Source organism: Pseudomonas sp. GGS8 (assembly GCF_024168645.1).
Taxonomy (GTDB): domain Bacteria; phylum Pseudomonadota; class Gammaproteobacteria; order Pseudomonadales; family Pseudomonadaceae; genus Aquipseudomonas.
On sequence record NZ_JALJWF010000001.1, the window covers coordinates 4,645,517 to 4,664,022 of the forward strand.

At 61.1% G+C, this 18,506-nt stretch carries 14 protein-coding genes; 2 read left to right on the forward strand and 12 right to left on the reverse strand.

Annotated elements, in window-relative coordinates; genetic code table 11:
• Positions 1–11: 11 nt before the first annotated feature.
• Positions 12–944 carry a sugar kinase gene (locus J3D54_RS20925; protein ID WP_253422286.1) on the forward strand — a complete coding sequence of 311 codons (933 nt, stop codon included), beginning with the start codon at positions 12–14 and terminating at the stop codon, positions 942–944.
• Positions 945–1,086: 142 nt separating this feature from the next.
• Here the strand turns inward: J3D54_RS20925 and J3D54_RS20930 are convergent, their stop codons facing one another.
• Both J3D54_RS20930 and J3D54_RS20935 read right to left on the reverse strand, forming a co-directional pair.
• Positions 1,087–1,362: a peptidylprolyl isomerase gene (locus tag J3D54_RS20930; protein WP_007933743.1), complete on the reverse strand. Its 276-nt coding sequence runs from the start codon at positions 1,360–1,362 to the stop codon at positions 1,087–1,089.
• A gap of 65 nt (positions 1,363–1,427) precedes the next feature.
• Positions 1,428–3,965 carry a PAS domain-containing protein gene (locus tag J3D54_RS20935; RefSeq protein WP_253422293.1) on the reverse strand — a complete coding sequence of 846 codons (2,538 nt, stop codon included), beginning with the start codon at positions 3,963–3,965 and terminating at the stop codon, positions 1,428–1,430.
• A gap of 120 nt (positions 3,966–4,085) precedes the next feature.
• Between J3D54_RS20935 and J3D54_RS20940 the strand changes: the two genes are divergently transcribed.
• Positions 4,086–5,195: a PilT/PilU family type 4a pilus ATPase gene (locus J3D54_RS20940; RefSeq protein WP_253422296.1), complete on the forward strand. Its 1,110-nt coding sequence runs from the start codon at positions 4,086–4,088 to the stop codon at positions 5,193–5,195.
• Between the two features lie 126 nt (positions 5,196–5,321).
• Here the strand turns inward: J3D54_RS20940 and J3D54_RS20945 are convergent, their stop codons facing one another.
• From J3D54_RS20945 to J3D54_RS20990, 10 genes are all read right to left on the reverse strand, one after another.
• The gene (locus J3D54_RS20945) at positions 5,322–7,277 is read right to left on the reverse strand and encodes an acetoacetate--CoA ligase (protein ID WP_253422298.1); all 1,956 of its coding nucleotides are present in this window, start codon (positions 7,275–7,277) and stop codon (positions 5,322–5,324) included.
• 222 nt (positions 7,278–7,499) lie between these two features.
• Entirely contained in the window at positions 7,500–8,273 is a 774-nt protein-coding gene (gene hbdH / locus J3D54_RS20950) for a 3-hydroxybutyrate dehydrogenase (protein ID WP_253422300.1), read from the reverse strand.
• Positions 8,274–8,280: 7 nt separating this feature from the next.
• Positions 8,281–9,672, reverse strand: a complete 1,392-nt coding sequence (locus J3D54_RS20955; protein ID WP_253422301.1) for a GntP family permease — start codon at positions 9,670–9,672, stop codon at positions 8,281–8,283.
• Positions 9,673–9,959: 287 nt separating this feature from the next.
• On the reverse strand, positions 9,960–11,375 hold the full coding sequence (locus tag J3D54_RS20960) for a sigma-54-dependent Fis family transcriptional regulator (RefSeq protein ID WP_253422302.1): 1,416 nt from the start codon (positions 11,373–11,375) through the stop codon (positions 9,960–9,962).
• A gap of 161 nt (positions 11,376–11,536) precedes the next feature.
• Positions 11,537–13,117, reverse strand: a complete 1,581-nt coding sequence (locus J3D54_RS20965) for an ABC transporter ATP-binding protein (protein ID WP_253422303.1) — start codon at positions 13,115–13,117, stop codon at positions 11,537–11,539.
• 14 nt (positions 13,118–13,131) lie between these two features.
• Positions 13,132–14,154, reverse strand: coding sequence for an ABC transporter permease (locus tag J3D54_RS20970; RefSeq protein ID WP_253422304.1), 1,023 nt, complete (start codon positions 14,152–14,154; stop codon positions 13,132–13,134).
• On the reverse strand, positions 14,154–15,215 hold the full coding sequence (locus J3D54_RS20975; protein WP_253422305.1) for a microcin C ABC transporter permease YejB: 1,062 nt from the start codon (positions 15,213–15,215) through the stop codon (positions 14,154–14,156). Before J3D54_RS20975 ends, J3D54_RS20970 begins: the two co-directional genes overlap by 1 nt.
• Complete coding sequence (locus J3D54_RS20980; RefSeq protein WP_253422306.1) at positions 15,215–17,083, reverse strand: extracellular solute-binding protein; 1,869 nt, start codon at positions 17,081–17,083, stop codon at positions 15,215–15,217. The genes J3D54_RS20975 and J3D54_RS20980 overlap by 1 nt, the downstream gene beginning before the upstream one ends.
• Positions 17,084–17,217: 134 nt before the next feature.
• Positions 17,218–17,499: a peptidylprolyl isomerase gene (locus J3D54_RS20985; protein WP_007933754.1), complete on the reverse strand. Its 282-nt coding sequence runs from the start codon at positions 17,497–17,499 to the stop codon at positions 17,218–17,220.
• Positions 17,500–17,594: 95 nt separating this feature from the next.
• Positions 17,595–18,476: a triacylglycerol lipase gene (locus J3D54_RS20990; RefSeq protein ID WP_253422308.1), complete on the reverse strand. Its 882-nt coding sequence runs from the start codon at positions 18,474–18,476 to the stop codon at positions 17,595–17,597.
• Between the last annotated feature and the right edge of the window lie 30 nt (positions 18,477–18,506).

The following is an 18,506-nucleotide window of genomic DNA, read 5'->3' on the forward strand; positions in this document are numbered from 1 at the left end:
GCCCCCACAACATGAACAACATCAGCCCTCTGGGCCCCAACATCCCGCGCATCGCCCTGATCGGCGAGTGCATGATCGAACTGCAGCAGCGCGCCGACGGCTCTCTGCAACAAAGCTTCGGCGGCGATACCCTGAACACCGCGGTCTATCTGGCCCGTGAATTGGGTGATGGCGGCGCGGTGGATTACGTCACTGCCCTGGGCGATGACAGTTTCAGCGATGCGATGTGCCAGAGCTGGGCCAGCGAACACATCGGCCTGGGCATGGTCCAGCGTTTGCCCGGTCGTTTGCCCGGCCTGTATTGCATCCAGACCGATGCGGCCGGCGAGCGGCGTTTTCTCTACTGGCGCAATGAAGCGGCGGTGCGCGATTGCTTTACCACTCCGGCGGCCGCGCCGATCCTGGCGGCGCTGCCGGATTACGACGTGTTGTATTTCAGCGGCATCACCCTGGCGGTGCTCGGCGAGCAGGGCCGGGAGAAACTCCTGGACACCCTGATCGAAGCCCGACAGCGGGATGCGCGGATCGTGTTCGACAACAATTATCGACCACGCCTGTGGGCTTCGGTCGAGGACGCACGAGCGGCTTATCGCAAAGTGTTGCCCTATGTCGACCTGGCGTTGCTGACGGTTGAGGACGAGCAGGCATTGTTCCACTTTTCCGATTGCGCGGCGGTGTTTGCCGCTTACGAGCAGATGGGTACGCCCGAAGTGGTGCTCAAGCGCGGTGCCGAGGCGTGTCTGATTCGCTGTGACGGCGAGTCGTTCGAAGTGCCGGCGCAGGTGGTCGAACGGGTGGTGGACACCACAGCGGCGGGGGATTCGTTCAGTGCGGCGTATTTGGCTTGTCGGCTCAAGGGCGGTAGCCCGGTTGAGGCTGCCGAGGCGGGGCATCGGTTGGCGAGTCGGGTGATTCAAGTGCCTGGGGCACTGATCCCGAGATAAGGGGTGGATGGCCGCTTGCTGCGCCATCGGATCGCGGGCAAGCCCGCTCCCACAGGGATTTATGAGTTACCCACGATTGCAGTCATATCACCGCACTCTGTGGGAGCGGGCTTGCCCGCGATGAGGCCCTGAAGCCAACCGATCAATCCCGGTAAAACACCTGCACCAGGTGATACCCGAACTTGCTCTTGATCGGCCCATGCACCACCCGCAGTGGTTTTTTGAAGATCACCGCATCGATCGCCCCGACCATCTGCCCGGGCCGTACTTCGCCAAGATCGCCGCCGCGCTTGCCGGACGGGCACGTGGAGTATTTCTTGGCCAGCACATCGAAGGCTTCGCCCTTGGCGATGCGTTGTTTGAGCTGCTCGGCTTCTTCCGAGGTTTTCACCAATATATGGCGGGCTTGGGCTTTCATGGGCAGTACCTTGCAACGGTGGTGGCTATGTTGGTGCCAGCGGGGGCGCGCGATTATGCCTTAACTCAGCCGGCTTGGCCGATCATCGTGCGAATCTTGTTGGCCAACAGGTCCATGGAAAAGGGTTTGGCCATCATGTCCATTCCTTCCTCCAGGAAGCCCTGGCGTTCGGCGGCTTTCTCGGCATAACCGGTAATGAACAGCACTTTGAGCTCTGGGCGGTGCTGACGAGCGATTTCCGCCAGTTGCCGACCGTTCATGCCCGGCAGCCCGACATCGGTCACCAGCAGATCGACCCGCAGGTCGGACTCCAGCAAGGGCAGGGCGCTCTGCGCATCTTCGGCTTCATGGGCGTGATAACCCAACGCTTTGAGCAGGTCGAGCACCAACATGCGCACCGCCGGATCGTCCTCCACCAACACCACCGTTTCACCGGCAACCGCTGACGGTGCTTCACCGATGACCGGCAGCTGAGTGTGTTCCGGCAGGGCGACGTGCAACCGTGGCAAATACAGGCGAACGCTGGTGCCCTGGCCCGGTCGGCTGTGCAGGCTGACGTGCCCGCCCGATTGCTGGGCGAAACCATAGATCATCGATAACCCAAGGCCGGTGCCCTGGCCGATGGGTTTGGTGGTGAAGAACGGATCGAAGGCCTTGGCCAGTACCGATGGGGTCATGCCGGCGCCGTTGTCGCTGACGGCAATCATCAGGTAATCCCCGGCCCTGACCGGCTCCAGCGGGGTGACGTCGCTGCCGTCGAGGTGAACATTGGCGGTTTCGATCAACAACTCGCCGCCATCGGGCATCGCATCCCGGGCATTGATCACGAGGTTGAGCAAGGCGTTTTCCAGTTGGCTGACATCGGTACTGACCGGCCAGACCTCATCGGCCAGCTTCAGTTTGAGCTCGATGTGATCGCCCTTGGTCCGGCTGAGCAAGTCTTCCAGAGAGTGCACCAGCTGGTTGGCGTCCAGTGGCCTGCGATCCAGTGACTGACGCCGTGAGAATGCCAGCAACCGGTGGGTCAGGGCGGCGGCGCGATGGGCCGAGGACACCGCCGCTTCGGTGAAACGACCGATTTCGGCTGCGCGCCCGTCGGCGATGTAGCGTTGCATCAAATCGAGGCTGCCGATGATCCCGGTGAGCATGTTGTTGAAGTCATGGGCGATGCCGCCGGTGAGCTGGCCGACCGCCTCCATTTTCTGCGCATGACGCAAGGCGTCTTCGGCACGCTCACGCTCGAACATTTCGTTCTGCAGGCGCTGGTTGGCTTCGGCCAGTTGTTGGGTGCGGGCGCTCACGCGCTCTTCAAGGGTTTCGTTGAGGTTGCGCAGGGCCTCTTCGGTCTGTTTGCGCTCGGTCTCGTCGATCACGAAGATGTAGAAACCATTTACCGCGCCGTCCGCGCCGTGGCGTGGCAGGTAGTTCATCAGGGCCTGGCGGGTGCTGCCGTCGCGGTGGTCGGCGCTGATGCTGAAACAACAGGTCTTGCCTTTCAGCGCCTCGGCGATGTGTTCGGCGCGCAGGGCATAGGCCTCATCGCCCAGCACCTCACGAATGGTACGGCCGTAAAGTTCCTGGGGCGTCAAGCCATACCATTCCAGATAGGCGGCGTTGTTCAGGCGAAAGCGTTCTTCGCGGTCCACGTAGCCGATCAGAATCGGCATGGCGTTGATGATCAGTTGCAGCTCAGTCTGACTTTGGCGCAAGGCCTGTTCGATGTGTTTGCGTTCGGTCAGGTCCAGCGCGGCACCGAGGAAACGGATCGGCCGGCCATGGTGGTCCTTGTAGCAACGGCCCCGGGCAAACACCCAGCGCAATTGCCCGTCGGCTTGCAGCAAGCGATATTCCTCGGCGTACTCGCTGCCATGGGTGATGCAGTGCTTGATGCTGCGGGCGATCATGGCCCGGTCTTCCGGGTGCACGCCGTGGAGGTATTCGCTGATCGGCAACTGGCTGGCCATGGCCGGATCGACGCCATGCAATTGCGCGAAGTGGGCATCGGCGATGAAACGGTCTTCGGCAATGTCCCAGTCCCAGGTGCCGACGGCATCGGTGGCGGCCAGCGCCAGTTGCAGACGCTGTTCGGTTTCTTGCTGGGCCTTGAGGCTGGCGGCGGAGCGTTGTTCCAGTTCGAGGGCGATACGCCGGCGTTCGTTGGTTTCGATGGCCGTGACCAGAATCCCGGCGACTTCGGCGCTTTCGTTGCGAATGGGGCTGTAGGTCAAGTCCAGCCAGAAGTCGGAATCCTGACCGTCGCGCTGCAAGGTGAAGCGCTGCTCGCTGTAGGTCCGCACCTGTCCCTGTAGGACGGCGCTGTAAATCGGGTCGGTAAAGTCTTTGAGTTCCGGCCAGATCTGGTGCGTCGGTTGTCCGAAAGCGTGAGGGTGCTTGCTGCCGGCGAGGAAGGCGAAGCCGTCGTTGTAGATCTGCGTGAGCTGCGGGCCCCATAGCAACAACATCGGCATTGGCGAGTGGATCACAATGTCCACCGCGGTGCGCAGGCTCTGCGGCCAGTTCTCGGCGGCGCCCAGCGGGTTGTTTGTCCAGTCCAGTCGGGCGATCAAGGCCTGGGCATCGCTGGCGGTCGGTGGTGCGTTCATCTACATGTCCTGCGCGAGAGTCAGTGTGGCGGCGTCTACTATCCTTGCAAGGCGGTAGACGCTGGATGACCCGCATGGGGTCATTTTTTTTCATTGAATGCTTCGCGGGTGCTTTTTGCCATGGAAATCGATGCACTGTTGCAGATTCTGGCCAGCCGCAATGGCTCCGATCTTTACCTGTCCACGGGCGCGCCACCCAGCGCGAAATTTGACGGTGTGCTCAAAGCCCTGACCGAGCAACCGTTCAAACCGGGTGAAGTGGCGGCCATTGCCGCGTCCATCATGGACGCCGAACAGCGCCTGGAGTTCGATCGGGACCTGGAAATGAACCTCGCACTTTCTCTGGCCGGGGTGGGGCGCTTTCGACTCAATATCTTCAAGCAGCGCAATGATGTGTCGATCGTGGCGCGCAATATCAAACTCGACATTCCTCGCTTCGAGGACCTCAACTTGCCACCAGTGCTGCTCGAAACCGTGATGCTTAAACAAGGGCTGATGCTGTTCGTCGGTTCGACCGGTTCGGGCAAGTCGACCTCGCTGGCGGCGCTGATCGATTACCGCAACCGCCACAGCAGTGGCCATATCATCACCATCGAAGACCCGGTCGAGTTTATCCATCGGCACCAGCAGTCTATCGTCAATCAGCGCGAGGTCGGCGTCGATACCCGTAGTTTCCATGCTGCGCTGAAAAACACGTTGCGCCAGGCGCCGGACGTGGTGTTGATCGGCGAAATCCGCGACCGCGAGACGATGGAACACGCGCTGGCGTTTGCCGATACCGGTCATCTGGTGATTTCCACGTTGCATGCGCACAACGCCAATCAGGCGCTGGATCGGGTGATCAATTTCTTTCCCGAAGAGCGCCGGGGCCAGCTGCTCAACGACTTGGGTAACAACCTCAAGGCGTTTGTGTCCCAGCGTTTGGTGCGTACCCGCGACGGGCAGCGTCGGGCGGCGGTGGAGGTGATGCTGGGCACACCAACCATCGGCGACCTGATCCGGCGCAATGAGTTTGGCGAGCTCAAGGGGATTATGGAGAAGTCTTCAGAGGCGGGGATGCAGACGTTTGATGGGGCGCTGTTCGCGCTGTTTGCCGAGGGCGCAATCGATGAGGCAGAGGCGTTGAAACACGCCGATTCGGTGAACAATCTGCGCTTGCGCCTGAAAATGCATGCCGAGGCCACACCCGGCCCCCATACGCCGCCGGGCGAATGGGGCTTGATGGACTGAAGGGGCCGACGCTGATCAACAATGTGGGAGCGAGCCTGCTCGCGATAGCGGTGTGTCAGGCGATATCAATATTGACTGGCCCGGCGCCATCGCGAGCAGGCTCGCTCCCACAGAAGATCGACGGCGTCAGTCGTTCAGCTCGGGGCGGTTTTGAAATTGCTCCAGGGCTTCGGGGTTGGCCAGTGCATCAGTGTTCTTCACCTTTTGGCCATGCACCACGTTGCGCACCGCCAACTCGACCACCTTGCCGCTGATGGTCCTCGGAATGTCCGTCACCGCGACAATCTTCGCCGGTACATGCCGTGGCGTGGTGTTGGCGCGGATGACCTGGCGGATCTGTTGTTGCAGCGCTTCGTCCAGTTCGACGCCTTCGCGCAAGCGCACAAACAGCACCACTCGCACGTCATCCTGCCATTGCTGACCGATGGCGACGCTGTCCAGCACCTGCGGGACTTTCTCCACCTGGCGATAGATTTCCGCCGTGCCGATGCGCACGCCACCGGGGTTGAGCACCGCGTCGGAGCGGCCGTGGATCAGCATGCCGCCATGGGGCAGTTGTTCGGCGTAATCGCCCTGCGCCCAAACGCCAGGAAACAGGCTGAAATACGAGGCGCGCAGTTTTTCCTGTTGAGGGTCGTTCCACAAGCCGATGGGCATGGCCGGAAAATGCCGGGTGCACACCAGCTCGCCTTTTTCACCGATCACAGGTTGCCCGGCGTCGTTCCACACTTCGACCGCCATGCCCAGGCTCTTGCACTGCATTTCGCCACGGCGCACCGGCAGGACCGGGTTGCCAATCACAAAGCACGAAACGATATCGGTGCCGCCGGACATCGAAGACAGGCACAGCTCAGACTTGAACGCGCGGTAGACGTAATCGAAGCTTTGCGGCGACAGCGCCGAGCCGGTGGACAGGATGGTTCTCAGACTGCCGAGGTCATGACTTTCGCACGGCTTCAAGCCATTGCTTTCCAGCGCAGTGAGGAATTTCGGGCTGGTGCCGAAGACGTTGAGGCGTTCGTCGTCGATCAGGTCGATCAAGCGCTCCGGGCCTGGATGAAACGGCGAGCCGTCGTACAGCACCACCGCACTGCCGACGGCCAGCGCCGAGACCAGCCAGTTCCACATCATCCAGCCGCAGGTGGTGTAGTAGAACAAACGATCGCCAGCACCAAGGTCGGTGTGCAGGCCATGTTCCTTGACGTGTTGCAGCAGCACGCCGCCGGTGCCATGCACAATGCACTTCGGCACGCCGGTAGTGCCGCTGGAGTAGAGGATGTACAGCGGATGGGCGAAGGGCACGGGAACGAATTGCGGCTCGCCGCCCGGGTCGTAAAAATCATCCCACAGCGTCACGTTGGCCTGGCAGCGGAAATCCTCGATGTGCGCCTGAGGACGTGCATAAGGCACAACAATCAATTGCTGCAAGGACGGCAGTTGCCCGAGGATTTCATTGACCTTGGTGGTCTGGTCGATCTCTTTGCCGGCGTAGCGGTAACCGGCGCAAGTGATCAGCACTTTCGGTTCGATCTGGCCGAAGCGATCGATCACCCCGTGAGTGCCGAAATCGGGCGAAGAACAGGACCAGATTGCACCCAGGCTGGTGGCGGCAAGCATCGCTACCAGGGTTTGCCAGGTGTTCGGCATGCACGCCGCCACGCGGTCGCCGAGGCCGACACCGGCGGCTTTCAGGCTGTTTTGAAAGCCAGCGACATGGCTTGCCAGCTCGGCCCAGGTCAGTTGTTCCCGTTGACCGTTTTCGCCGATGGCCACCACCGCCACAGCATCGTCACGACGGCGCAGCAAGTGTTCGGCGAAGTTCAACGTAGCGCCGGGGAACCACTGGGCGCTGGGCATTTGTGCGCCTTCGATCAGCACCGCGTCTGGCTGATCGTGAAAACGGATGTCGAAGAAATCGACGATGGCCTGCCAGAAGGCTTCCCGCTGGTCGATGCTCCATTGGTGCAGGGCAGGGTAGTCGGCGATTTCGAGGGTATGTCGCTGATTGACGAAGCGCCGGAAGGCCTCCATGCGGGTCTTGCCGATGCGCTCGGTGCCGGGTTGCCAGAGGATGTCGGACATGGCTTGGCCTCTTCTTATTTATGCATTACACGCAGGCTTTTGTGGCGAGGGGGCTTGCCCCCGTTCGGCTGCGAGGCAGTCGCCCGCTCGACTCACTGTGCATCAGCGAGGGTGCGGCGTCTATCCGGGGGCCGCTTCGCGCCCCAACGGGGGCAAGCCCCCTCGCCACAGACTAGCCTTCCTCTCCAAAAAAGCCCTCTCTCCACAGGGTCTGGCGGCAGGCTACTGCGCCAACCACCCGCCATCAATATTCCACGCGGCGCCACGCACCTGGCTACCGGCTTCGCTGCATAAAAACAGCACCAACTCTCCCAGCTGCGGCGGTGTCACGAATTCCAGGGACGGCTGTTTCTCGGCCAGCAAGTCGTGTTGCGCCTGCTGCGGGTCGATCCCGGTCACGGCGCGATCATCAATCTGCTTCTGCACCAGCGGCGTCAGCACCCAGCCTGGGCAAATGGCGTTGCAGGTAACGTGGGTGGTGGCGGTTTCCAGGCCGACCACTTTGGTCAGGCCGATCACGCCATGCTTGGCCGCGACGTACGCCGCTTTGCCCACCGAACCGACTTGGCCGTGTACCGATGCGATGTTGATGATCCGGCCCCAGCCCTTGGTGCGCATGCCCGGCAGGCTCAACCGGGTGCTATGAAACACCGATGACAGGTTAATCGCGATGATCGAGTCCCAGCGCTCCACCGGAAAATCTTCCACCGACGCCACGTGCTGGATGCCGGCGTTGTTGACCAGGATATCCACGCCACCGAACTCACGCTCGGCGTACTCGATCATGTCGGCGATCTGTGCCGGGTCACTGACATCGGCGGGGTGATGGCCGACCTTGCCGCCGAATTGCTCGACCTCGGCAATCACCGAGGACGCATCGCCGAAACCATTGAGGATCAGGTTGGCGCCAGCCTTGGCCAGGCTCAGGGCGATCCCCAGACCGATGCCGCTGGTGGAACCGGTGACCAGTGCGGTCTTGCCCGAAAGAGTCGTCATGAATACCTCACACAATGCCAGTGGCGTAGAAAGTACCGATCACCACAAAAACAGCGAGTGTCTTGATCAGCGTAATACAGAAAATGTCTTTGTAGGCCTCGCGGTGGGTCAAACCGGTGACCGCCAGCAAGGTAATCACTGCGCCGTTGTGCGGCAGGGTGTCCATGCCGCCGCTGGCCATTGCGGCGACCCGGTGCAGCACTTCCAGCGGAATATTGGCGGCGTGGGCAGCGCTGATGAAACTCTCGGACATCGCCGCCAACGCGATGCTCATACCGCCTGACGCCGAGCCGGTGATGCCGGCCAGCAAGGTCACGGTAATCGCTTCGTTGACCAGCGGGTTGGGAATGCTCTTGAGCCAGTCGGCCAGCACCAGAAAGCCTGGCAACGAGGCGATCACCGCACCGAAACCATATTCCGACGCGGTGTTCATCGCCGCCAGCAGTGCGCCGCTGACCGCACTTTTACTGCCTTCGGCCAACCGGCCACGAATCGCCTGAAAGCCGAACACCAACACCATGACGATGCCCACCAGCAAGGCCGCCTGGACCGCCCAGATCGCCGTCAACTTAGCGATGTCGGTGGTCACGGGAGCGGCCATGCCCGGCAGCGAAAGGCTGTGGGTCTTGCCGTACCATTCTGGAATCCAGCGGGTGAACAGCAGGTTCATCAGGCCCACCATCAACAGCGGCGACAGCGCGATCCACGGGTTGGGCAGTTTGATGTCCGGTGCGGTTTCCGGCTCGTTGCGCAGTTCTGAACCGTAACCCTCACCCGAGCGCTGGGCCTTGTTGCGCTGGCGCTGTAGAAACAGCATGCCGGCGCAGAACACGAAAATCGTGCCGATCACACCCAGCCACGGCGCCGCCCAGGCGGTGGTGTTGAAGAAGGTGCTGGGGATGATGTTCTGGATTTGCGGCGTGCCGGGCAGGGCGTCCATGGTGAACGAGAATGCGCCGAGGGCAATGGTTGCGGGGATCAGGCGCTTGGGAATATTGCTCTGGCGGAACATCTCGGCGGCAAACGGGTACACCGCAAACACCACCACAAACAGCGATACGCCGCCGTAAGTGAGCAGGGCGCAGACCAGCACGATCACCAGCATCGCCTGGCGAGTGCCGAGCAGACGAATCGCCGCCGCGACGATGGAGCGGGAGAAACCCGACAACTCGATCAGCTTGCCGAACACGGCACCGAGCAGGAACACCGGGAAATACAGTTTGACGAAGCCGACCATTTTTTCCATGAACACCCCGGTGAAGACGGGGGCGACGGCGGAAGGGTCGGTGAACAGGACGGCGCCGAGGGCGGCGATCGGGGCAAAGAGGATAACGCTGTAGCCACGGTAAGCAGCCACCATCAGCAGCGCGAGGGCTGCCAAGGCAATGATCACACTCATGGTGTGTCTCTCCTGGATTGTTATTTTTGTAGGGTGAAGCTTGGTGGGAGGGGCTACTGCGGGTTTCGTGCCAGAAGATAAGTCTTTGAAATTTAAAGAAATTATTTATTGGTGAGAGGGCTGTGCGAGTTTTTGTCTCTGGATTGAGATTTTTGCTGCTGGGCTGATGCTTTCGCGGGCAAGCCTCGCTCCTGCGGGGAATGGGGTTATTGGCTTCAATGCAACACCTGTAGGAGCGAGGCTTGCCCGCGAAGAGGCCCTATCTCCCAATGGAGATCAATGTCTCTTTATTGAGACTCAGCAATCCCCAACGCCACCATCTTCTTGTACAACGTCGAGCGCCCCAGCCCCAACCGCGCCGCCGCTTCGATCACCTTCCCGCCGCATTGCGCGAGGGTAGATTCAATCAACTGCCGATCAAACCGTTCGCGAGCTTCACTGAAGGTTTCATGGGCAATCGGCTCAAGGGGCAGAGGCGCCGCACGCTCCACCGGGGTAAAACTGCCAATCGCCGCGCGGATATCCACCGCGTTCAGCATCAAATCATCACTGAGCAACGCCGCCCGTTCCAGCACGTTGCGCAGTTCACGAATGTTCCCCGGCCAGGCGTGTTGTCCCAACAAATCCAGGGCTTCGCGGTTCAGTTCATGTTGACTGCGCAGTTCCTCAAGGATCGCTTCACTGAGGGCCGGCAAGTCGTCGAGGCGATCACGCAGGGGCGGGACCTGGATCGGCAGCACATTGAGGCGGTAATACAGATCGGCGCGAAACTCGCCGCGTTTGATCGCTGCTACCAGGTCGGTGGAGGTGGCTGCGATCACGCGCACATCACTCTGAATCACTTCGTTGGAGCCCACCGGCTCGAATTCCTTTTCCTGCAGCACCCGCAGCAGTTTGCTTTGCAGCGGCAGCGGCATGTCGCCGATTTCGTCGAGAAACAGCGTGCCGCCCTGGGCGATTTGCAGCTTGCCGGCGCGGCCCTTGCGATCGGCACCGGTGAATGCGCCGGGCGCGGTGCCGAAGAACTCGGCTTCCAGCAGCGATTCGGGAATTGCCGCGCTGTTGATGCTGACGAAGGCTTTATGCGCTCGGGGCGATGCGCCGTGGATCGCCTGGGCCAGCAGCTCCTTGCCGGTGCCGGTTTCACCGAGCAACAACACCGGCGACTCTGCACTGGCGCTGCGTCGGGCGCGGCGTTTGACCTCAAGGCTGGCGGCGCTGGTGCCGATGAAATGGGCGAAGTTGTATTTGGTCTGCCGCGCCCGCAGCAGCGAGCGGGTGGACGCCAGTTCTTCCTGCATGCTCAGGTAGCGCTTGAGCATCGGCGACAAGCTGCGCAATTCGTCGAACAGGGCAAAACCGATGGCGCCGATTACCGTGCCGGCATCGTCGTGAATCGGCAGGCGCATCACCACCAGCGGTTCCTTGGGAGTGTCTTGCATGTCCAGCAGGATCGGTCGTCCGGTGCGCACCACTTCACGCAACAGGCTGCCGGGAATCACGCTTTCACAGGCCCTGCCGATGGCACCGGCAGCTGACTCCAGACCGAACCGCCGGGCATACCGTTCGTTCATCCAGACGATGTTCGCATCGCGGTCGACAATCACCGTGCCTTCGCTCGATTGCTCGATGATCTCGAACAGCGAGCGGATCGCCAGGGTGCGAACGCGCTGGTAGTCCTTGAGGCTTTCGGTGGTGTTCATGGGGGCTGATCCTGGTTAAGTATTGCCTGTGCTGGCCCAATCGCGGGCAAGCCCGCTCCCACAGGATGTGGGGTTGCCGCTGAATGTGGGCACGACATAAGACCTGTGGGAGCCGGGCTTGCCCGCGATGGCCGCGACGCGGCTCATCGGCGTACACGGAATTATGCCCACCCCGGATGCGCCGCCGCCAACAGCTCTTTGGTGTACGGGTGCTGCGGTGATTCGAACACCGTGTGGCTGGCGCCGCTTTCCACCACTTTGCCGTCCTTGATCACGATCATGTCGTGGGCCAGGGCACGCACCACCGCCAGGTCGTGGCTGATGAACAGGTAGGTCAGGCCATATTTCTCCTGAAGCTGGCGGAGCAGGGCGACCACTTGTTTTTGCACCGTGCGATCCAGCGCCGAGGTCGGTTCGTCGAGCAGGATCAACGCCGGTTTCAGCACCAGCGCGCGGGCAATGGCAATACGCTGGCGTTGCCCGCCGGAAAATTCGTGCGGGTAGCGATGACGGCTTTGCGGATCGAGGCCGACTTCTTCCAGCACCCGGATCACCTGGGCTTCGCATTGGGCAGGGGTGGACTGGCTGTGAACCTCAAGGCCTTCACTGATGATCTGCGCCACCGACATTCGTGGGCTGAGGCTGCCGAAGGGGTCCTGGAACACCACCTGCATTTTCTTGCGCCACGGTCGCAGCTGCTTTTGCGTCAGGCTATCCAGCGCCTCACCCTGAAAGCGAATGCTGCCTTCGGAATCGAGCAAGCGCAGGATCGCCTGGCCGAGGGTGGACTTGCCCGACCCGGATTCACCGACAATGCCCAGCGTCTTGCCACGCTGAACGTTCAGGCTGATGCCGTCCACCGCGCGCAGGTAAGTTTTACGTTGGAACAGGCCGCCGCCGATGGTGAACTGCACCTGCAAATTGTCCACTTCCAGCACGTTTTCACGCTCGTCCCGGGGCAGGGCTTCACCTTCCGGCTCGGCGTTCAGCAGCACGCAACTGTAGGGATGCTTCGGCTCGGTGAATAGCGTTTCGCAAGGTGCCTGCTCGACGATTTCCCCGGCGTGCATCACGCACACACGCTGGGCCATGCTGCGCACCAGATTGAGGTCGTGGCTGATCAGCAGCAGCGACATGCCAAGCTGCTGTTGCAGGGATTTGAGCAGCCGCAGGATCTTGCGCTGCACCGTCACATCCAGCGCGGTGGTCGGCTCGTCGGCGATCAGCAATTCCGGTTCGCAGGCCAGGGCCATGGCGATCATCACCCGTTGCCGCTGGCCGCCGGACAGTTGATGGGGGTAGGCCTTGAGCCGCTCTTCGGGCTTCTGGATGCCCACCAATTGCAATAGCTCAAGAATCCGCGCTTGCGCCGCCTTGCCGCCTAACCCTCTGTGCAGCAGCAGGGTTTCGCCGATCTGCTTTTCGATGCTGTGCAGCGGATTGAGGGAGGTCATCGGCTCCTGGAAGATCATCGCGATCCGGTTGCCGCGCAGTTCGCGCAAGGCCTTGGTGTCGGCACCGATCAATTCCTGGCCGCGATAGCGAATGCTGCCGGTGGTTTGCGTGCCGTTTTCGGGCAGCAGTTGCAGGATCGAGTGGGCGGTCACCGACTTGCCGGATCCGGACTCGCCGACCAGCGCCAGGCATTCGCCGGGGCGGATGTCCAGGCACAGATTGCGCACCACGGTCTGGCCACTGAAGGCCACGTTGAGGTCACGGATTTCGATCAGGTTGTCAGTCATATCACCAGTCCGCTTCAAGAACGAGGGTCAAAGGCATCACGCAACGCCTCGCCAATGAACACCAGCAAAGAAAGAATCAGCGCCAGGGTGAAAAACGCCGTCAGCCCCAGCCACGGTGCTTGCAGGTTCTGTTTGCCTTGGCCAATCAGTTCGCCCAGGGACGCACTGCCGGCCGGCATACCGAAACCGAGGAAATCCAGCGCCGTGAGGGTGGAAATCGCCCCGGTCAGGATGAACGGCAGATAACTCAGGGTCGCATTCATCGCATTGGGCAAAATGTGCCGCACGATCACCTTGCGGTCGGTCAGGCCCAGCGCACGGGCGGCCTTGACGTATTCCAGGTTACGTCCGCGCAGGAACTCGGCACGCACCACGTCCACCAGGGCCAGCCAGGAAAACAGCGCCATGATCCCCAGCAGCCACCAGAAATTAGGCTCGACGAAGCCCGACAGGATGATCAGCAGGTACAGCACCGGCAGCCCCGACCAGACTTCCTGCAGGCGCTGACCGATCAGGTCGACCCAGCCGCCGTAATAGCCTTGCAGGGCGCCGGCGGCGATGCCGATCAAGGCGCTGATGAACGTCAGCATCAGCGCAAACAGGATCGACACCCGCGCACCGAAAATCACCCGCGCCAGCACGTCCCGGGCCTGATCGTCGGTGCCCAGCCAGTTGACCTTCGACGGCGGGCTCGGTGCCGGTTGGTTGAGATCGTAATTGGGCGTGTCGTCGCTGAACGGGATCGGCGCAAACAGCATCCAGCCGTCGCCCTTGTGAATCAGCTTCTGCACGTAATCGCTGCGGAAATCGGCCTGAAATGGCAACTGGCCGCCGAACTCTTGCTCTGTGTGGCGTTTGAACGCCGGGAAGTACAGCGAGCCCTGATAACTGACTATCAGCGGTTGGTCATTGGCGATCAGTTCGCCGCCCAGGGTCAGCAGGAACAGGCCGATAAACAACCACAACGACCACCAGCCCCGGCGGTTTTTCTTGAAGCGTTCGAGGCGGCGACGGCCCAGCGGCGAAAGCTTGAACATCAGGCGTTCCTCGCGGCGAAGTCGATACGCGGGTCGACCAGGGTGTAGCAGAGGTCACCAACGATTTTTATCAGCAGGCCGAACAAGGTGAAGATAAACAGCGAACCGAATACCACGGGATAGTCCCGCGATACCGCGGCTTCGTAGCTCATGCGACCCAGGCCATCGAGAGAGAAAATCACTTCGATCAGCAGCGAACCGGCGAAGAAAACGCTGATAAAGGCCTGTGGAATTCCCGACACCACCAGCAGCATGGCGTTGCGAAACACATGCCCATAAAGCACCCGCCGTTCGCTCAAGCCCTTGGCCCGGGCGGTGACCACGTACTGGCGCGTAATTTCATTGAGGAAGGAGTTTTTGGTGAGGATGGTCAGGGTCGCAAAGCCGCCGACCACCAGCGCCGTCACCGGTAGTACCAGGTGCCAGAAGTAATCGGCGATTTTGCCCACCGTCGACAGTGAGTCGAAGTTGTCCGAGACCAGGCCGCGCACCGGAAACCAGTTCAACGAAGTGCCGCCGGCGAAGACCACGATCAGGAACATCGCGAACAGGAACGCCGGCATTGCGTAACCGATGATGATCGCGGTGCTGCTCCAGATATCGAAATGGCTGCCGTGGTGCACGGCTTTGCGGATGCCCAGAGGAATCGACACCAAATAGGTGATCAGCGTCGCCCAGAGCCCCAGGGAAATGGTCACCGGCATTTTATCCAGGATCAGGTCGGTGACGGTGGCACCGCGAAAAAAGCTCTTGCCGAAGTCGAGGTGGGCATAGCTCTTGAGCATCAGCCACAAGCGTTCCGGCGCTGGCTTGTCAAAGCCGTATTGCTTTTCGATCTCCTTGATCAGCTGCGGATCAAGCCCACGGCTGGCCCGAGAGCTCCCGTGCATGGTCTCGCTGGAACCGCCGCCGACACTCGCGCCGCCAATGCCTTGCAAGTGTGCGATGGCCTGTTCCACCGGGCCACCGGGCGCGGCCTGGACGATGGCGAAGTTGACCAGAAGAATGATCACCAACGTCGGGATGATCAGCAGCAAACGCCGCAGTACGTAAGCCCACATCAGTGCGACCCTCCGGATTTGCTGCGCTTGATGAGTTCGGCGGTCATCTGTTCGTTGGTCAGGGGTGTGGAGCTGACTTCCCACCAACTCTCGATGGCTTCGTCATTGGCCGCTTGTACAGAAGGAATGCCGAAGCGGTTCCACCACACGGTCGAACTGCCTGGCGGGTAATAGTTGGGAATCCAATAGAAGTTCCATTGCAGGACACGGTCCAGGGCATGGGCGTAGCGCAGCATGTCGGCCTGGGTGTTGGCCCGAACCAGGCCGTTGATCAACGTATCGACCGCCGGGTTCTTCAGCACCATGTAGTTGTTGGAGCCCGGATCGCTGGCCGCCGCCGAGCCAAAGTAGTTGTACAGCTCGTTACCCGGCGAGTTGGTGACCGGGTAGCCGGTGACGATCATGTCGTAGTCCCGGGACATCAGGCGGTTGACGTACTGGGAGGCGTCGATGCGGCGAATGTTCAGGTCGATACCGATTTGTTTCAGGGTGCGCTTGTAAGGCAGCAGCAATCGGTCCATGCCGTTCTGGCTGATCAGGAAGGTGAAGCTCAGCGGTTGACCATTGGCGTTGACCAGTTGATCACCATCGGGTTTCCAGCCGGCCTGTTCGAGCAGGTCCAGGGCTTGCAACTGTTTGTCGCGAATCACGCCGCTGCCATCGGTTTTCGGTGCTTCGAAGACCTGAGTGAAGACTTCGTCGGGGATCTGCCCGCGCAGCGGTTCAAGAATCGCCCGCTCACCCGCGTCGGGCAGTTGTCGGGCGGCGAGGTCGGTGTTGGAAAAGAAACTCTGCTGGCGGATGTACAGGTCGCGCATCATCTGCCGGTTGCTCCACTCGAAATCCCAGAGCATGGCCAAGGCCTGGCGCACGCGGCGGTCCTGGAACATCGGGTTTTGCAGGTTGAACACAAAGCCTTGGGACGGTTGTGGTGCCTGCGTTGCCAGGTGGGCTTTTTGCAGACGACCGTCGCTCAGGGCCGGACTGTCGTAGCCAATGGAGTAGGCGGTGGCGGAGAATTCGCGGTTGTAGTCGTAGGCGCCGCCACGCAGAACCTGACGGGCGACATCGGTGTCGCCGAAGTACTCGATGCTGAAATGATCGAAGTTGTAGAGGCCGCGGCTGACCGGTAGATCCCTGGCCCACCAGTCGGCGTTACGCTCGAAGGTGATGCTGCGCCCGGAGTCGACCTTGCTCACGCGGTACGGCCCGCTGCCCAGCGGCGGTTCGTAACCGCCACCATTGGCGAAGTCGCGAGTCTTCCACCAGTGTTCGGGAAACACCGGCAAGGTGGCAATGTCGAGGGGCAGGGTGCGATTTTCGTTGCTCTTGAAGTCGAACCGAACGGTTTGCGGCGATTCCACTTCGACGCCTTTGACGTCGGCGAATTGCGTGCGGTAGCGCAGGCTGCCTTGGGTCATCAGCAAGTCGAAGGTGTAACGCACGTCTTCGGCGGTGATCGGCTTGCCATCGGCGAAACGGGCCTGCGGGTTGAGGTAGAAACGCAGGGACAGTCCATCGTCGGAACGCTCCATCTGCTGCGCCACCAGGCCGTACACGGTGTAGGGTTCGTCCAGTGAGCGCACGGCCAGGGGCGAGTAGATCAAACCATCGACTTGTGTGACGCCAATCCCTTTGTCGATGTACGGCAGGACGTGATCGAAATGACCGATCTCCAGTGCCGAGCGGCGCATCGTGCCACCCTTCGGTGCTTGCGGGTTGGTGTAGGCGAAATGACTGAAGCCCGCGGGATATTTCGCCGGTTCACCGTATACGGTCAACGCCTGTTGCGGTGCAGCGTTCACACCGGCGGCGCCCAACAGCAGGGCCACGGCAGTGAACAGTAAAGTGGGGAAAGCCAGTCGCATTGTCAGCCTTAGAGCCGGGTGATCGATAAGCACAATTTGTACGCTAGCGGCGCGTCCCTCGCCAGCCGTATCACATAACGAAAACACAACGGCCCACCAAAGGCGGGCCGTTGTGCAGGAAACTCAAGGGTTGATCAGTCCTGACGGCTGGTCACTTCCAGCAGGTGGTAACCGAACTGGGTCTTGACCGGGCCTTGCACCACGTTGATCGGCGCGCTGAAAACCACGGTGTCGAACTCCTTGACCATCTGGCCAGGACCGAACGAACCCAGGTCACCGCCCTGACGGCTCGACGGGCAGCTGGAGTTGGCTTTGGCGACTTCGGCGAAATCGGCGCCGGCTTCGATCTGGGCCTTGAGTTCGTTGCACTTGGCTTCGCTGGAAACCAAGATGTGGCGGGCAGTGGCTTTGGCCATGGGAAAATACTCCATTCAATGTTCAGTAAAGTGCGGAGCCTACCGGATTCAGTGGGCTATTTCTTCTCAAAATGCCGTCCAGCTTAAGGCATTGCCTAAAGGCCGGCATTTCTCAAGCGTTCGGCATGCTGCACATACAGGTCAATGGGGTCGATGCCCTTGCGGACCTGACCGGTAGTCTGGCTGAGGCTGTCCAGATGATCCAGCGGATAGTCGGAGCGGATCACTTTACCCAGATGGGAGCTGAACCGGCCGACCATGCCGTCATTCTGCTCGGCTTCGGTGGTGAAGTAGTGGGAGAAGGCCCGAAGGAACCCGTGCAGCGGATTTAGCGCATAGAGCCCCTCGTCGAGGATGTTTCCCTGCAGGATGCCGCTCCAGGAATAGTAGCGCACGCCGTTCACCAGTTCGCGACCCTTGCCGCCCCAGGTTTTCGGCAGCCCTTGAGGGTACTTGTCGTTGAATGCGCCGACGCCTTCGGTGGTCAGCGCGTTGAGCGCGGCGATCGCATTCTGCGGCAGGTGCCGGTTGCCACTGAGCAACGACAGGAAGTCGGCGAACAGGGTGGCCACCGCCCCGGCGACCTGTTCCGGCAGGCGTCCGGGCGTCAGTGCCTTGCGCAGGAAATCGGCCAGTTCCGAGCCGTGATTCGGCCCGCTGACCGATGTCACCGAGGCGACCACCTCTGGCGCCAGTGCCCCCGCATATCGTGCAGCCAGTGCGCCCTGGCTGTGACCGATCAGGTTGACTTTGCTTGCGCCGGTTCCTTGCAGAACCCGGTCGATCTGCACCAGCAGCTGTTCGCCACGGGTTTCATTGCTGTGGGTAGCCGACAGGTGCGGGATGAAAACCCTTGCGCCAGCGCTTCTGAGGGCCTGTTTGACGTCATGGAACAGTTCCAGTTTGCCGATGCGATCGAAGCCGAAGAGCCCGTGGACCAGCAGGATCGGATAGTCAGTGGTTGCATTCCGTAGCATGTACATTTCCTTTTTCGCAGTAGGTCAGGT

Coding starts and splice junctions, on each gene's coding strand:
- J3D54_RS20925 (WP_253422286.1), top strand. CDS start 12: ATGAACAACATCAGCCCTCTGGGCCCCAACATCCCGCGCATCGCCCTG.
- J3D54_RS20930 (WP_007933743.1), bottom strand. CDS start 1,362: ATGAAAGCCCAAGCCCGCCATATATTGGTGAAAACCTCGGAAGAAGCC.
- J3D54_RS20935 (WP_253422293.1), bottom strand. CDS start 3,965: ATGAACGCACCACCGACCGCCAGCGATGCCCAGGCCTTGATCGCCCGA.
- J3D54_RS20940 (WP_253422296.1), top strand. CDS start 4,086: ATGGAAATCGATGCACTGTTGCAGATTCTGGCCAGCCGCAATGGCTCC.
- J3D54_RS20945 (WP_253422298.1), bottom strand. CDS start 7,277: ATGTCCGACATCCTCTGGCAACCCGGCACCGAGCGCATCGGCAAGACC.
- hbdH (WP_253422300.1), bottom strand. CDS start 8,273: ATGACGACTCTTTCGGGCAAGACCGCACTGGTCACCGGTTCCACCAGC.
- J3D54_RS20955 (WP_253422301.1), bottom strand. CDS start 9,672: ATGAGTGTGATCATTGCCTTGGCAGCCCTCGCGCTGCTGATGGTGGCT.
- J3D54_RS20960 (WP_253422302.1), bottom strand. CDS start 11,375: ATGAACACCACCGAAAGCCTCAAGGACTACCAGCGCGTTCGCACCCTG.
- J3D54_RS20965 (WP_253422303.1), bottom strand. CDS start 13,117: ATGACTGACAACCTGATCGAAATCCGTGACCTCAACGTGGCCTTCAGT.
- J3D54_RS20970 (WP_253422304.1), bottom strand. CDS start 14,154: ATGTTCAAGCTTTCGCCGCTGGGCCGTCGCCGCCTCGAACGCTTCAAG.
- J3D54_RS20975 (WP_253422305.1), bottom strand. CDS start 15,215: ATGTGGGCTTACGTACTGCGGCGTTTGCTGCTGATCATCCCGACGTTG.
- J3D54_RS20980 (WP_253422306.1), bottom strand. CDS start 17,083: ATGCGACTGGCTTTCCCCACTTTACTGTTCACTGCCGTGGCCCTGCTG.
- J3D54_RS20985 (WP_007933754.1), bottom strand. CDS start 17,499: ATGGCCAAAGCCACTGCCCGCCACATCTTGGTTTCCAGCGAAGCCAAG.
- J3D54_RS20990 (WP_253422308.1), bottom strand. CDS start 18,476: ATGCTACGGAATGCAACCACTGACTATCCGATCCTGCTGGTCCACGGG.